The sequence below is a fragment of the Candidatus Kapaibacterium sp. genome (genome assembly GCA_025059875.1).
Taxonomy (GTDB): Bacteria; Bacteroidota; Ignavibacteria; order Kapaibacteriales; family HRBIN21; genus HRBIN21.
Genome location: JANXCT010000001.1, coordinates 396,016 through 409,706 on the forward strand (window position 1 = coordinate 396,016; position 13,691 = coordinate 409,706).

13 protein-coding genes, 1 tRNA gene and 1 pseudogene are annotated in these 13,691 nt (G+C 57.9%); 5 read left to right on the forward strand and 10 right to left on the reverse strand.

Annotated elements, in window-relative coordinates:
* Nucleotides 1-6 precede the first annotated feature (6 nt).
* The 3 genes from NZ960_01800 (at nucleotide 7) to NZ960_01810 (ending at nucleotide 1,824) form a co-directional block, all read left to right on the forward strand.
* Nucleotides 7-1,026, forward strand: coding sequence for an electron transfer flavoprotein subunit alpha/FixB family protein (locus NZ960_01800; protein MCS7176352.1), 1,020 nt, complete (start codon nucleotides 7-9; stop codon nucleotides 1,024-1,026).
* Nucleotides 1,027-1,087: 61 nt separating this feature from the next.
* Nucleotides 1,088-1,714 (forward strand): DUF151 domain-containing protein, encoded by a 627-nt coding sequence (locus tag NZ960_01805; GenBank protein ID MCS7176353.1) that lies wholly within the window; start codon nucleotides 1,088-1,090, stop codon nucleotides 1,712-1,714.
* A gap of 37 nt (nucleotides 1,715-1,751) precedes the next feature.
* A tRNA-Met gene (locus tag NZ960_01810) sits at nucleotides 1,752-1,824 on the forward strand.
* A gap of 353 nt (nucleotides 1,825-2,177) precedes the next feature.
* Here the strand turns inward: NZ960_01810 and NZ960_01815 are convergent.
* Together NZ960_01815 and NZ960_01820 are read right to left on the reverse strand one after the other, a co-directional pair.
* Nucleotides 2,178-3,320, reverse strand: a complete 1,143-nt coding sequence (locus tag NZ960_01815; GenBank protein MCS7176354.1) for a cysteine desulfurase — start codon at nucleotides 3,318-3,320, stop codon at nucleotides 2,178-2,180.
* Entirely contained in the window at nucleotides 3,317-3,580 is a 264-nt protein-coding gene (locus NZ960_01820) for a hypothetical protein (protein MCS7176355.1), read from the reverse strand. Before NZ960_01820 ends, NZ960_01815 begins: the two co-directional genes overlap by 4 nt.
* 112 nt (nucleotides 3,581-3,692) lie before the next feature.
* Between NZ960_01820 and secA the strand changes: the two genes are divergently transcribed.
* Both secA and NZ960_01830 read left to right on the forward strand, forming a co-directional pair.
* Nucleotides 3,693-6,815, forward strand: a complete 3,123-nt coding sequence (secA, locus tag NZ960_01825) for a preprotein translocase subunit SecA (protein ID MCS7176356.1) — start codon at nucleotides 3,693-3,695, stop codon at nucleotides 6,813-6,815.
* Nucleotides 6,816-6,820: 5 nt separating this feature from the next.
* A pseudogene (locus tag NZ960_01830) lies at nucleotides 6,821-7,789 on the forward strand (RluA family pseudouridine synthase).
* Here the strand turns inward: NZ960_01830 and gmk are convergent.
* From gmk to NZ960_01870, 8 genes are all read right to left on the reverse strand, one after another.
* Nucleotides 7,779-8,453, reverse strand: a complete 675-nt coding sequence (gene gmk / locus NZ960_01835) for a guanylate kinase (GenBank protein ID MCS7176357.1) — start codon at nucleotides 8,451-8,453, stop codon at nucleotides 7,779-7,781. The pseudogene NZ960_01830 and the gene gmk sit on opposite strands and share 11 nt — an antisense overlap.
* 4 nt (nucleotides 8,454-8,457) lie before the next feature.
* Nucleotides 8,458-9,315 (reverse strand): YicC family protein, encoded by an 858-nt coding sequence (locus NZ960_01840; GenBank protein ID MCS7176358.1) that lies wholly within the window; start codon nucleotides 9,313-9,315, stop codon nucleotides 8,458-8,460.
* Nucleotides 9,316-9,420: 105 nt separating this feature from the next.
* Complete coding sequence (locus NZ960_01845) at nucleotides 9,421-9,864, reverse strand: hypothetical protein (protein ID MCS7176359.1); 444 nt, start codon at nucleotides 9,862-9,864, stop codon at nucleotides 9,421-9,423.
* A 26-nt stretch (nucleotides 9,865-9,890) separates the two neighbouring features.
* Nucleotides 9,891-10,814: a PorV/PorQ family protein gene (locus tag NZ960_01850; GenBank protein ID MCS7176360.1), complete on the reverse strand. Its 924-nt coding sequence runs from the start codon at nucleotides 10,812-10,814 to the stop codon at nucleotides 9,891-9,893.
* Nucleotides 10,802-11,263, reverse strand: a complete 462-nt coding sequence (locus NZ960_01855) for an acyl-CoA thioesterase (protein MCS7176361.1) — start codon at nucleotides 11,261-11,263, stop codon at nucleotides 10,802-10,804. The genes NZ960_01850 and NZ960_01855 overlap by 13 nt, the downstream gene beginning before the upstream one ends.
* On the reverse strand, nucleotides 11,260-12,252 hold the full coding sequence (locus NZ960_01860; GenBank protein ID MCS7176362.1) for a ParB/RepB/Spo0J family partition protein: 993 nt from the start codon (nucleotides 12,250-12,252) through the stop codon (nucleotides 11,260-11,262). Before NZ960_01860 ends, NZ960_01855 begins: the two co-directional genes overlap by 4 nt.
* Nucleotides 12,249-13,076 carry an AAA family ATPase gene (locus tag NZ960_01865; protein MCS7176363.1) on the reverse strand — a complete coding sequence of 276 codons (828 nt, stop codon included), beginning with the start codon at nucleotides 13,074-13,076 and terminating at the stop codon, nucleotides 12,249-12,251. The genes NZ960_01860 and NZ960_01865 overlap by 4 nt, the downstream gene beginning before the upstream one ends.
* Nucleotides 13,051-13,665: an NUDIX hydrolase gene (locus NZ960_01870; GenBank protein MCS7176364.1), complete on the reverse strand. Its 615-nt coding sequence runs from the start codon at nucleotides 13,663-13,665 to the stop codon at nucleotides 13,051-13,053. Before NZ960_01870 ends, NZ960_01865 begins: the two co-directional genes overlap by 26 nt.
* Nucleotides 13,666-13,691: the final 26 nt, after the last annotated feature.

Sequence of the window (13,691 nt, forward strand, 5' to 3'; positions counted from 1 at the left end):
ATGGGAATGGCGAAGGTTCTGGCCCTTGTTGAGACAGATACTGCGGGGATCAAGCGCACTTCGCTGGAAGTGTTGACGGCTGCGGGGGCTGTTGGTGAAGCGCTTGGAAGCAGCGTTGCTGCAGTTCTCATAGCAGGTCCTCCTGAGGCTCTCAGTCAAGCTGGTGTCTACGGAGTCCCCGAGGGGATCGTCCTCCAGCATGAGCTGTTGGGTTCCTACTCTATGACAGGTGTGGCAGCAGCAGTAGCGCAACTAGTGGAAGCGGAAGACGCACAGATCGTGTTGGTCGCTGCAAACGCACGAGGAAAGGAATTAGCCCCACGGTTGGCTGCGAAGCTCCGGGCAGGATATGCCTCCGATTGCGTAGAGCTACGGCCCCAGCAGGGACAGCTCTTGGCTATCCGCCCTGTCTATGCCGGGAAAGTAATGGCAACCGTGCGTTTGAGAACGGCTCGGGGAGTGTACTCGCTGCGTCCCAACGTCTTCACTGCTCGTCCACTAGCAGATGGGGTGGAGACTACCATTCGCTCCTTCCGGCCGGAGTTGCAACCGGAGGACTGTACGACGATCGTAGAGCGCGTCATCCGTACAGAGGGGAAGCTAGATGTCCTAGAGGCAGACATCATCGTCTCTGGTGGCCGTGGGATGAAAGGACCGGAGCACTTCTGGATGATTGAAGAGTTAGCCCAGCTCTTAGGTGGTGCCGTGGGGGCATCCCGGGCAGTCGTAGATGCTGGATGGCGGCCTCATAGCGAACAGGTTGGGCAGACTGGCAAGACCGTGTCCCCAAGCCTTTACATTGCCTGTGGAATCTCGGGTGCTATTCAGCATCTGGCTGGCATGTCCTCCTCGAAAGTGATCGTGGCTGTCAACAAGGATCCGGAGGCTCCGATCTTTAAGGTAGCTGACTACGGGATTGTCGGAGATGTCTTCGACGTGTTGCCGCGCTTGGCTGTGAAACTTGCCCGCTTCCTGGGGAAGCCTCTTCCGGAGCGCTTTCAGCATATGGTGGAGCAGAGCAATTGAGGAATAGCCCTCGTCGTCTACACCAGCAGCGCTAGGTCAATGCCGCCAAGAGGGCCGAAGGATGAAGAAGGTACGGGTAGAAGTTGTCGGGCTTGCCTCCACGGAGAGCAACAGCGCTTATGCCCTCATCCTGAAGGAAGTAGACGGTGAGCGCCGCTTGCCGATCATCATTGGGGCGTTTGAGGCACAGGCTATCGCACTGGAGCTGGAGAATATGCGCCCTCCACGCCCGATGACTCATGATCTGCTCAAAAGTGTCATAGAGGCCCTGGACAGCAACTTGGTGGAGGTATGTATCCACGACCTGCGTGATGGCACTTTCTACGCGTACCTTCTCCTGGAGGATGGAGAGGTGGAGGTGGATGCTCGCCCCAGCGATGCTATTGCGCTGGCATTGCGTTGTGGGAGTCCTATCTATGTTGCCGAGGATGTCATGGAGGAGGCGGCCCTATCGCCTTCTTCCATGGAAGAGGGTTCAGCGGAAGAAGAAGCCGAGGAAGAAGAGCAGGACTTCTTTGAACGCCTTAAGCGGAGCTCAGAGGAGGCAAGGGCCTCTTCAGCGCAGCCTAAGGATCAGCTCCAGCGCCTGCAGCAGCAGCTTCAGAAGGCAATTGAGGAAGAGGACTACGAACGGGCTGCCCGTATTCGGGACGAGATCCGTCGTCTCATGCAGCGCTCTTCGCAGTAGAGTGTCGGCCTGAGCCTGCTATTTTTGCATTTGGCCTGCCGGCGTAGCTCAGCTGGTAGAGCAGCGGAATCATAATCCGCGAGTCGGGGGTTCGAATCCCTCCGCCGGCACTTTCTCCCCACGCTTTAGTGACGACGAGTAGCCGACTTCTCAGTGGGCACTTCAAGCTAATCGCGGGAGCGCCCGTCTGGATTTAATGCCCCAGTTGCGATCGGGAGGAACGTGGAATGGATGTGCTGCTCCACCAGTAGTGGGCGCAAGATTCTCCCTCCTTATCCGAACGCGGGTGACACAAAATCTAACGATAGGCAATCGGTCGGTTTTTCAGGCGGCCGTACAAATCAGCCATGGACGCAGGTGGCTGCCCGGTGCGAATATCCCTGGCATCAACGAGAGTAAGCCTCTGAGGCATTGTCGACGGCGATGATCAGTGGTGTCCTGAGGTGCCGAAGGGTAGGCTAACTTAATCGCGCATCGGCGCTAAAACACGCTGGAGTGCCTCTACGGCGTAGGAAATCTCTTCCTCCGTGGTCTCGTGGGAGAGTGAAAATCGGATCGCTGCTCGCGCCTGAGCCGGGCTGCGCCCCATGGCCAAGAGCACATGGGAGGGTTGCATGCTCCCGGCAGTACAAGCTGAGCCGTTGGAGACGGCAACGCCGTGTAAGTCCATTCCAAGGATGAGGGCATCACCATCGAGCTTATGGGCATCAGTGAAGGTAATGTTCACGATGTTGGGTAGGGAGCCTTCCTCTGGGGTGTTGAAGATGACGCCTGAAATGCGCTCGCGCAAGAGCCGGCGGAGGAGGTCACTTAGGTGGCGCATACGCTGCGACCGATGTTCAAGCTCTTGGACAGCCTTCCGGACAGCTACTTGGAAACCGACAATGAGAGCAACGGGTTCAGTTCCGGCTCGTCGGTTCCGTTCCTGTGAGCCACCATGTTGATGAGCTTTAAACTCGATCCCACGTCGGATGTACATCGCCCCGATCCCCTTGGGACCGTGAAGCTTGTGGGCAGAGAAGCTAGCGAAGTCGACGCCTAACTGGCGAACGTTGAAGGGAGTCTTGCCGAGGGATTGTACGGCATCCGTGTGCAGCAGCGCATCTGGTGCTAATCTCCGGATTTCCTCCAAGGGCTGGATGACCCCTGTCTCGTTGTTTGCGTGCATGACGGAGATGAGGGTACGGGGATGGTTCCAACGGGCAACCTCTTCTAAGACCACTCTGCCCCAGGAGTCCACAGGAAGCACGGCTGTTCGGAACCCTTGGGCCGCCAGAGCCTCCGCAGGATGAATGACAGCATGGTGCTCTACAGCGCTGTACACAACCGTGTCAGCCAACCCTGACTCTGTACAGCAGCTCTTCAGAATAGCATTGTTGGATTCAGTGCCACCGCTAGTGAATACAAGCTCCGCTGGGTGGGCTCCAATCAGAGTGGCGATCTCCTCCCGGGCTTCTTCTACGGCAACCCGTGCGCGACGGCCCCACGTGTGGAGCGAAGAGGCATTTCCAAAGTGCTCCCGTAGCCAAGGGAGCATAGCCTCCAGGACCTCAGGGTCTAACGGAGTGGTAGCACTATGGTCGAGGTAGACGCTACGCTGTTTCATTCTTCCGCTTCGTTGAGCCGACCATAGCCCTTGTGGATGTCAAACTTTGGGCTATATAGCACGATGTTAAAGGAACTGTCCCGAAGGATTCCGCCAGAGGGTGAGAGGTAGAAGATCGCAGTGCGCCCTGTGGGATAGCGAGCTGGCATGCCCCGTTCGTCGACATAGAAGCGGAGGATGTAGTATCCCTGCCTGTATTCAGCCGTCTCCATCTGACGTAGCACATTCTCTGGAGAGAAGATGTAGAGCTGCGACTCCATGGTAGCGCCTAGTCCTCCGGCTAACCCCGCAAGGTAAGACGCACAAACCCCCTTGCTTCCTGCGTCTATAGGCAAGCTGTTCCACAAGGAAGCTCGATGCTCTGTCCCAATGTTGCTCAAGCTACTGCAGCACATCTTCCCAACGAAGCGTGAGCGAGACATTCGGCAGCTGTTGCCGATAGTGGAAGCGATCAACCGTGAGTATGAGCAGCTCCATGATATCACTGATGCCGAGTTGCGGGCTAAGACGGACCTCTTCCGCTCGATTGTTCGCGAGCGTACGGAGCGCTACCGGCAGGAGATAGAGAGTCTGCGAGAGCAACTGCGGACTCAAGACCTGTCGTACGAAGAACGGCTGCAGGTCTACGACCGTCTAGCGAAGCTGGACGAAGAGGAGTACAGCGTGATTCAGTCTACGTTGGACGAGTTATTGCCACAAGCATACGCTGTCGTCAAGGAGGCGTGTCGGCGTCTGGCGGAGTCCCAGTATACCTACGAGGTTGTGGGGCACCAGGTTGTCTGGGACATGATTCCGTTTGATGTTCAGCTCATGGGGGCAATAGTCCTGCATCAGGGCAAGATTGCCGAGATGGCGACCGGCGAAGGGAAAACCCTTGTGGCTGTAATGCCGCTATACCTCAATGCGCTGGCAGGGCGTGGAGTTCATCTGGTCACCGTCAATGACTATTTGGCCCGGCGAGATGCGGAGTGGATGGGACCCGTCTTCCGAATGCTGGGGGTGACAGTCGGTTGTATCCAGACAGGGATGTCCATCCCGGAGCGGAAGAGGCAATACGAGTGCGATGTCACCTATGGAACGAACTCAGAGTTCGGCTTCGACTACCTTCGCGACAACATGGTGCTGGACCCCAACGACATCGTCCAGCGAGGACACTGGTATGCGATCGTCGATGAGGTAGACTCTATCTTGATTGACGAAGCCCGTACACCGCTGATCATCTCCGGTCCCGTCATCTCCAGCAACGAGGAGTTCGTGCGGATGAATCCGCGCGTTCGTCGACTGGTAGAGGCGCAGACCCGGCTTATCAACCAGATTGTTGCAGAGGCCGAGCGGCTGCTCCAGCAGAATTCCTCTAAGGAAGCACGCGAGCGCGCAGGGAGGCTTCTGCTACAGGCACATCGAGGCCTACCGAAACACAAACGTCTGCTCAAGCTCCTTGCTGACGGCGAGATTAAAGAACTTCTGCACCAAACGGAGCTTTACTACCTCCGTGACCAAGGTATCCATCTCCATGAGCTGGACGAGGAGCTCTACTACACCATAGACGAGAAGACCCACCAAGTGGACATCTCTGAAAAGGGTCGCCAACTGCTAGCCCAAGTGGGAGAGGATCCCGACATGTTCCTCATTCCGGACGTTGGTACGGAGATCAGCCTCATCGAGCAAGACCCGGATCTAACACCTGAAGAGAAGCAGCGTCGCAAGGACGAGGTCTTCCGCCTCTACGCTGAGCGCAGCGAGCGTGTCCACGTCGTCAACCAGCTTCTGCGGGCCTACTCGCTCTACGAGCGCGACGTGGACTACGTCGTCCAGGATGGCAAGGTCAAGATCGTGGACGAGTTCACGGGGCGTATTTTGGAAGGACGTCGGTATTCTGATGGCCTCCACCAGGCGATCGAGGCCAAAGAGGGCGTAACGGTAGAGCAGGATACTCAGACATTGGCAACGATTACCATCCAGAACTACTTCCGCCTCTACCGCAAGCTAGCTGGCATGACTGGAACGGCTGAGACGGAGGCTGCTGAATTTGACAAAATCTACGGACTAGACGTTGTGGTCATTCCGACGAACAAACCCGTAATACGCCAAGACTTGGATGACCTCGTCTTCCGGACGAAGCGTGAGAAGTACAACGCCGTTATCCAGGAGATTCAGCGACAGTTGGAGCGAGGACGGGCTGTTCTGGTAGGGACCACGAGTGTGGAAGTCTCCGAGACGCTGAGCCGTATGCTGCGACGGCTCGGCATTCCCCACAACGTGCTCAACGCGAAGCACCACCAGCGCGAGGCGGAGATCATCGCGCAGGCAGGACGGAAGGGAGCTGTGACGATTGCTACGAACATGGCCGGTCGCGGCACAGATATCAAGCTAGATCCAGAGGTGCGTGCTGCTGGAGGCTTGGCTGTTATCGGCACAGAGCGGCATGAGGCGCGGCGGATAGACCGGCAGTTGCGCGGACGTGCAGGTCGCCAAGGTGATCCGGGGACGTCACAGTTCTTCGTATCCCTCGAGGACGATCTGCTCCGCCTCTTCGGTGGGCCGAGGATTGCGGCGATTATGCAGAAGCTCAAAGTGCCCGAGGGTGAGCCGATCCAACATCCGATGATCACGAAGGCAATAGAGCGGGCACAGAAGAAGGTAGAGGAGCAGAACTTCGCAATCCGCAAGCGGCTGCTGGAGTACGACAATGTGATGAACCAGCAGCGCGAAATCATCTACGACCGTCGGCGCCATGCTCTCCTGGGTGAGCGCCTTAAGGGTGAGATCTTCCAGTACATCCGGGAGCTGGCTGAGGATTGGTATGCCACCTACCACCCAGAAGGCGACCTAGAGGGGCTGAAGAACACCGTCCGTGCCACCCTGCTCTGCGAGCCTGCAATTAGGTCAGAGGAGTTCCGCGAGATGTCCAAGGAGGAATGCGTGGAGCGAGTTCTCCAGGCGGCTCAGCAGTTCTACCAGCGCAAGGAGGCTCTGCTAGGACCAGAGTTCATGGCCCAACTGGAGCGGTTTGCTGTTCTGGCTACGATCGACGAGAAGTGGCGAGAGCATCTCCGAGCAATGGATGAGCTGCGAGAGGCGATCCACTTACGGGCTTATGGGCAGAAGGACCCGCTATTGGAGTATAAGGCGGAGGCATATCGGCTCTTCGTGCAGCTCATCAAGGAGATCAACCGGGAGGCAGTCCACTTTGTCTTCAAGTACTTCCCGCCTGTCCTCGAGCAGGCTCCAGCAATGGCGTATCAACAACCCGCTGTAGCCCCGCCATCGCTTCGTCTTCAGCAACGAATTCCTTCGTCAGCATTGCAGTTTTCTCACCCTGAGGTGACGAGTAGTGTTGTACCGGCTGGGGTTGGAGCGGCGCAAGCTGTTACTGCAGGTGTGGTAACGAAACCAAGTCCTGTTGTCAATACTATGCCTCGCGTTGGTCGTAACGATCCGTGTCCCTGCGGCTCTGGAAAGAAGTACAAGCACTGCCACGGGCGGAACGCGTAGTATCCATGGAGGCTGCCCGGGAAGAGCGCATCCCGGTGCACTATACGTTTCGTGTGCCTGAGGGGCAGAGGGCTGAACGCATTGATGTGTGGCTGGCTCGGGTGCTTCCGCACGCCAGTCGTACGAAGGTACAGCGGGCGATTGAGGCCGGGCTCGTCCATGTGAATGGGCGTATCCCGAAGGCAAGCTACAAGGTTCGCCCTGGTGATGAGATCGGCTGCGTCGTTTACCGACTTCCGCCGCTCGAGCTTGTCCCCGAGCCGATACCGCTAGACATCGTCTACGAAGACGAGTACTTGATGGTCATCAACAAGCCTGCGGGTATCCCGACGCATCCAGGGATTGGGCATCGTCGCGGGACGCTTGTCAATGCCGTCCTCTACTACCTTGGCCTACGGGAGCCCGTGCGCGTTCAGGCAGAGCTGGAGGAGGAAGAGGACGAAGGTGCAATCTTTGCTAGCGAAGCTGTGCGCCCCGGCATTGTCCATCGTCTGGACAAGGACACCTCAGGACTGCTATTGGTCACGAAGGAGTCTGCACTCCACGCTGAGCTGGCTGAGCAGTTTGCGCAGCGCCGGATCTACCGGGAGTATCGGGCAATTGTATGGGGGCGGCTCTCGCAGAAGCACGGCGTGATTGACGCTCCGATTGGGCGTTCTCCGAAGAACCGAAAGGCATTTGCAGTAGTGCCTTCGGGGAAGGCGGCACGGACGGAGTACTGGGTTGTAGAAGAGTTCCCGATCGCTTCGTTGTTGCGACTGCGCCTCTATACAGGCCGCACACATCAAGTGCGGGTCCATTGCACCTGGATGGGACACCCGTTAGTCGGGGATGCCCTCTACGGTGGAGCAGCCGTTCGAGTGAGAGTCGAGCACCCAATATGGCGACAATGCGCGGAAAGGTGCTTGCAGCTCATCCGTCGACAGGCACTCCATGCTCAGGTCTTGGGGTTCTTCCATCCCGTTACTCAGCAGTGGATTGAGTGCCAGAGTCCGCTCCCTTCTGATATGCAGGCTGTGTTGGATGAGCTACGTGCTGCGCGTCAGGCGACGGAGGCTCCACACCAAGGAGTTGTGCCACTACTTGCTCCGCTTTCCGAAGAGTCTCCTCCAGGCGGTCGTTGCAGATAACGAGGTCGAATTGGGCCTGGTAGCTCAGCTCGAGTGATACCCGCTGGAGGCGCTGTTGGATCTGCTCTTCTGTTTCTGTCCCTCGCTGCCGGAGGCGGCGTTCTAGCTCTTCAATGCTCGGGGGGGCGACGTAGAGCAGAAAGGTCTCTTCCGGATACGCTTTGCGTAGAGAGAGTGCGCCTTTGACGTCAACATCGAAGAGCAAGAACTCGCCCTTGACGAGGGCTTCCTCTATTTGCCGCCGCGGGGTACCATAGAGGTGTCCGAAGATTTCCTCGTACTCTACTAGCTCTCCAGCGCGGATGGCGGCCTGGAATTCTTCGGTTGAGAGGAAGAGGTAGTCTCTTCCATGCACCTCTCCGGCGCGTTGCGGACGTGTTGTTGCGGAAACAGAGAATCGGAGCTGTGGGAAACGCGATAGCAGGTATCGGGCAACAGTGGTCTTCCCAGCGCCGCTTGGAGCGGAGATGACGATCAGGTGCTTGCGCTGACCAGCCGTGCTGCTCATGCTGCTACTCAATGTTCTGAGCTTGCTCGCGAATGCGTTCCAATTCTTCCTTCAACTGAACAACCCACTGCGAGATTTGGGCATCATCCGCTTTTGCTCCAATTGTATTCGCTTCCCTCTGCATCTCCTGCAGCAGGAAGGAGAGCCGACGTCCTACAGGCTCGCGTTCGCGTAGGAGCTGCCGCATTAGCTGAAGGTGGCTGCGGAGTCGGGTACATTCTTCCGTTACGTCCAGCCGATCCGCTAGTATGGCGAACTCTTGGTAGAGGCGCTGAGGATCTGGAAGCTCTTGGAGGAGTGCAGCAACCCGCTTGCGGAGCCGCTGTTGGGCTTCGGGCACACGCTGATTGCTTCGGCGTTCGATTGCCCTGACGGTGCGTTCTATGGTCCGAAGGCGCTGACGAATATCAGCAACGAGAGCCTGGCCCTCGGCAGCCCTCATACGCTGAAGTTGGCGAAGTGCTTCCTGCAAAACTCGCTGCGTCAGCTTCCAAAGGTACTCGTCGGTCTCGGAGGTCGTCGTCCCTTCAAAGAGTTCGGGGAAGCGCAGGAAGTGCTCCAGCCGCAATGTGTCTTCTATGCCCGTCAGCTGGATGAGTTGCTGTAGCATACGCTGGTATGCCTGGACGAGTTCAGGGGAAAGGAGGCGAGCCGGCGGTTCCTGCCATTGCAGCGTAACGGCAACAGTAACGGTCCCCCTTGAGATGTAATCTTGGACCAGCTCCCGGATGTGCCACTCACGTGCAGCTAGTACCTTCGGCAAGCGGCATGAGATGTCTAGGAAACGGCCGTTGAGGCTGGTGATCTCAGCGACTATGCGGACGCGCCTGTCGTAGATTTCTGCCCGCCCAAAGCCGGTCATGCTGCGCAGCATTCTGCTTGCCTTGTGGTGTAGGCAAAAGCAGAGGCTGCGGGTATGAGCCAATCTACCAGGCAAGCATACCCGCAGCCTATTGGAGGCACTACCCTAGCGTCTGCCACCCCGCTGCTGTTGTTGCTCGCTACCCTGCTGCTGAGCTGCTGCTGTGATGGCATCCATGACTTGTTTGTATCGGTCAGCATCAGCACCCGTAATACGGGCACGCTGCATGAGCGTTACCAGATTCTGTGCAACCGGCAGCTGGAGCTCCAAGGTAATCTCGTCGTTCGGATTGGCGCGGTTGGCCTTCTGTGCGTTCTCTAGCGCATCAGAGAGGACTTTGCGAACCTCGAGGAATGCATCTACCTCACGACCCTGAATTTCCACGCTGTTGATGAGGTTGATGGTGAAGACCAGCCCTGCAGCCGTCAGCTTCGGCTTGATAATCTGAGGCGGAGGTGGCGTCTGGAGTTGGCCAGCCCCTTGCTGTGCCATTGCAAAGGTGCCTGCGGTAAGACTAACCATGAGCCATTGCACGACAGATCTGGACATTGGAACACCTCACGAGCTGCGTGGTTCTACATACCTATCTGTACACCCAGCCGGTGAAGCAAGGCAGCGCTCACCAGCGTTGCACTGTAGTCAACACTTACCTCCGGTACGGTAATTCCTACGCCGGCTGTTGCCCCCGTCGTACCCCTATACCCTGACGCGGCGGCACGACGCAATGCGTTGTCGTAGCCGATGCGAAGCCGGAGCGCAGGACTAAAACGTAGCTCCACGCCAACCGCAAAATTCTCGAATTTTTGCCATATGGAGGCGCTTGGTTCAGTCAGGCGCGTGAAGCTCAGGTTGAAGATTGCTGGTAGACCCTGTAGGAAGTGTGTCAGCCCAACCCGTAGGTCGGTAGGTAGGGACAGAGGCTCCTGGGAGAAGCGGCGGAGGATTGTACCAGCATGAAGAAGGGATAGTCCAACGCTTGTTCGCTCGTCCGGGAAACGGTAGAGCAGGCCAGCGTCTATGGCAATAACCCAGGCGTGGCGGCTCTCTAAGCGCTCCCACACAAGCTTGGCTCCAAGCCCATAGAAGAGGCGTGGCTCCAGCGTGTCGCCGTAGGAGATGGAGAGAGCTATGTCGTGGGCTGAGAACTCTCCCAGAGGGCGCCCTTGGACGTCGCGCCGTTCGAAGACGCCGTAGTCCATGTAGACGATACTAGTACTGAGTATGCCGGCCATTAGGGGAATGCCGGCTGCCAAAAGGGCTCCCGCGTTGATGTCCAGTACGTGCTTCAGGAACACTGAGCTGAAGGAGCGGCGGGGGAGCGTGGGATTCAGGGCAGGGTTCAACAGAATGCTGGGGGCATCCTCTGGGAGAGCGACTGTCGCCGCAGCCAGGGCGGCTGAACGAGGGGCAATCGCAGTCCGCAGGAACTGGAATGCCGCCGTAGAGCTAGCAATCGCGGGCACGACGGTAAATAGGCCGAGCAGTACTATGCGGTACATCTGCTGCGGACCTGCTGCACAACGTAACGCTGGATTGCTTCCCAGAAGATTGCCGGGGGGCGGACAGGCCGCCACCGACGGGCATCCATGAAGGTGTGGAGCGTATAACCAGTAGCGATCAACTCAGTCTCGCGATAGATTTCATACTCCAGCCGAAGTGATGGAGTGTACCGAGGAAGGTACCGAGTCCGAATAGAAAGCACGTCGTCATAGTGCGCGGGGGCATGGTAGTGAGCATGGGCTTCTAAAACCGGCAGGAGATACCCGTGTGCCTCCAGGACGACGTATGGAATTCCGCAAGCACGTAGTAGCTCGGTGCGCCCCACCTCGAAGTAGAGTAGGTACGTGGCGTAGTACACGACCCCCATTCGGTCAGTGTCGGCGTAGCGAACCCGTATAGTGGTGGTATGCAGGAGCGGCGGTAGCGTTTCCAGCTCTGCTAATCTCATCGGCGGGGGAGAGGGTGGATCTTCTCCAGCGTTGCGAAGAGCTCCAGGAGCCGCTCCAGTTCCTCAAAGGAGTAGAACTCAATCTCTAGCCGACCTTGCCCGCGAGCGTTCGCATGGAGACGGACACGTGTGCTGAAGAGCCGCTGGAGGTGCTCTTCGATCTCCTTCAGGGTGGTCTGAACAGGCGAAGAAGTGGCTGCTGGGGAAGAAACGGGCGCTTCGCTGGTTTTGGGAGGTCGTTCTAACGCTCCTTCGGGGGTCAAGCGCAGCCGTCCTAATTCGATCTCCTTCACCAGCATCTCCGTTTGGCGGACGGAGAGACCCTTTGCGAGGACGAGTTCAAAGGCGGCACGCTGTAGCTCTTCTGTCGGTAGTGCCAACAGAGCACGTGCATGTCCCATCGTGAGCTCGCGCCGGCGGAGAGCCTCCTGGATAGGTTCTGGCAGACGGAGGAGCCGAAGGAAGTTTGCTACGGTCGTCCGGTCTTTGCCAACTTTAGCAGCCACCTCCTCCTGTGTCAGGTGGCATTCCTCAATGAGCCGCTGGTAGCCTCGGGCAACCTCTATGGGGTTGAGGTTCTCTCGCTGAACATTCTCGATGAGCGCTAGCTCGAGGAGCTCGATGTCGCGTTCAACGTCCAGGATGTACGCGGGGACACGCTCCAATCCCGCTTCTATGCAGGCGCGTACGCGGCGCTCTCCAGCGATCAGCTCAAACTCATTGCCAGCGCGGCGGACGGTGATTGGTTGGATAAGCCCTCGCTCTTTGATCGACCGGGTCAGCTCTTCGAGTGCTTTCGGATCGAAGTCTTGGCGAGGCTGGTAGGGATTCGGACGAATCTTCCGGAGCTCAATCAGCATGACAACGCCAACCGAAACGCCGTCATCCAGCGGTAGTTCCCGGGCCCGTTCGGGGGATAGGGGTGTTGAGGGGATCAGAGCCTCGAGTCCACGTCCTAATCCGAGAGCTGGACGGGCCTTAGAGCTCATCCTACCTTCCCTGCAGCTGTTGATGTCGCCTGCTCTGGTAAGTGTGATCCTCGGGCAATCTCGGGGTTACGTTCTAGGATCTCCTGCGCCAGCTCCAAGTAGTTCCGTGCCCCCTGGCAGAGAGCGTCGTAGAGCAAGACAGGCTTGCCATGGCTCGGGGCTTCAGAGAGGCGCACATTACGAGCAATGACTGTCCGGAACGTCTTTGTCCCAAAGTGACGTCGGACTTCCTCCAAGACCTGGTTGGAGAGTCGGAGGCGACTGTCGTACATCGTCAGCAAGACACCCTCAATGTCCAGCGTTGGATTGAGGTGTCGCCGGACAATCGCGATCGTATTCAGAAGCTGGCCTAAGCCCTCCAGAGCGTAGTACTCACACTGCACGGGAATGAGCACGGAGTCGGCGGCAGTTAAGGCGTTGAGGGTGAGCAGGCCGAGGGATGGGGGACAATCGATGAGCGTGAAGGAATACTTGCGTCGAACATCTTCCAGGACCTCCCGTAGGATGCGCTCTCGCCGTGGAAGGTCTACCATTTCAATCTCTGCGCCCACCAGATTGATGTGGGATGGCAACACCCAGAGAAAGGGAAGCTCTGTAGACACGATGGCCTCGTGGATCGGCACGCCGCCAATGAGGACTTCATACGTGGTCTTCTCCAAGCGCCGAGTGTCGATTCCTAGGCCGTTGGAGGCATTTGCTTGCGGATCGACGTCAACCAAGAGCACGGGGTATTCTGCGACTGCTAGAGAGGCAGCTAAGTTGACAGCTGTTGTCGTCTTCCCAACCCCACCCTTCTGGTTAGCGATCGCGATGACTTTCCCCATACTGCCCCATAGGCTGTAGTACCATCCCCTCGTTGCACAGGAAAGCGTAGAGGGCTACCAGTACCAGGGAGTGGCGAATCTGACCAGAACGGATGAGGTGAGGGAGTGCTTCTACGGGAGTCAGGCGAACAGCGATTTCTTCATGCTTGTCCCATCGCTGCTCATCTACCTGGCGGCAGTCGCGCCAGAGGTACGTGTAGCAGACATTCGTCAGGAAGGCAGGGTTAGGATACACTGTGGCTAGCAGGGTGGCGTCGGTGTCTGAGGCATACCCGGTCTCTTCTCGACACTCCCGCTCCGCCGCCATCCGAGGGTCTTCGCCTGGTGCGACCATCCCCCCGGGAATCTCCAACGTCACAGCATCGATCCCATGGCGGTACTGCTCAATGAGCACGACTTCGCCATCCGAAGTGACGGGGACAATGTTGACCCATGTGGGGGCCTCCAGGACGACGAACTCACCCACCTGCTGCCGCAGCGGGTGGCGGCGCCGAACGCGCCATACAGTGAAGATGCTGTGCTCGGAGAGCCGCTCTTGCCCAAGGGTTTCCCATAGGGGGAGTGTGGTATGTTCTGTCGGCCGTTGCACAGAGTTCGAACGGGCTGACTAGCGCC

Bases quoted from the DNA above. Each gene is read 5' to 3' on its own strand.
- NZ960_01840 (MCS7176358.1), bottom strand. From the start codon at position 9,315: ATGACCGGCTTTGGGCGGGCAGAAATCTACGACAGGCGCGTCCGCATA.
- NZ960_01850 (MCS7176360.1), bottom strand. From the start codon at position 10,814: ATGTACCGCATAGTACTGCTCGGCCTATTTACCGTCGTGCCCGCGATT.
- NZ960_01805 (MCS7176353.1), top strand. From the start codon at position 1,088: ATGAAGAAGGTACGGGTAGAAGTTGTCGGGCTTGCCTCCACGGAGAGC.
- NZ960_01860 (MCS7176362.1), bottom strand. From the start codon at position 12,252: ATGAGCTCTAAGGCCCGTCCAGCTCTCGGATTAGGACGTGGACTCGAG.
- NZ960_01815 (MCS7176354.1), bottom strand. From the start codon at position 3,320: ATGAAACAGCGTAGCGTCTACCTCGACCATAGTGCTACCACTCCGTTA.
- gmk (MCS7176357.1), bottom strand. From the start codon at position 8,453: ATGAGCAGCACGGCTGGTCAGCGCAAGCACCTGATCGTCATCTCCGCT.
- NZ960_01820 (MCS7176355.1), bottom strand. From the start codon at position 3,580: ATGGAGTCGCAGCTCTACATCTTCTCTCCAGAGAATGTGCTACGTCAG.
- NZ960_01845 (MCS7176359.1), bottom strand. From the start codon at position 9,864: ATGTCCAGATCTGTCGTGCAATGGCTCATGGTTAGTCTTACCGCAGGC.
- NZ960_01865 (MCS7176363.1), bottom strand. From the start codon at position 13,076: ATGGGGAAAGTCATCGCGATCGCTAACCAGAAGGGTGGGGTTGGGAAG.
- NZ960_01855 (MCS7176361.1), bottom strand. From the start codon at position 11,263: ATGAGATTAGCAGAGCTGGAAACGCTACCGCCGCTCCTGCATACCACC.
- NZ960_01800 (MCS7176352.1), top strand. From the start codon at position 7: ATGGCGAAGGTTCTGGCCCTTGTTGAGACAGATACTGCGGGGATCAAG.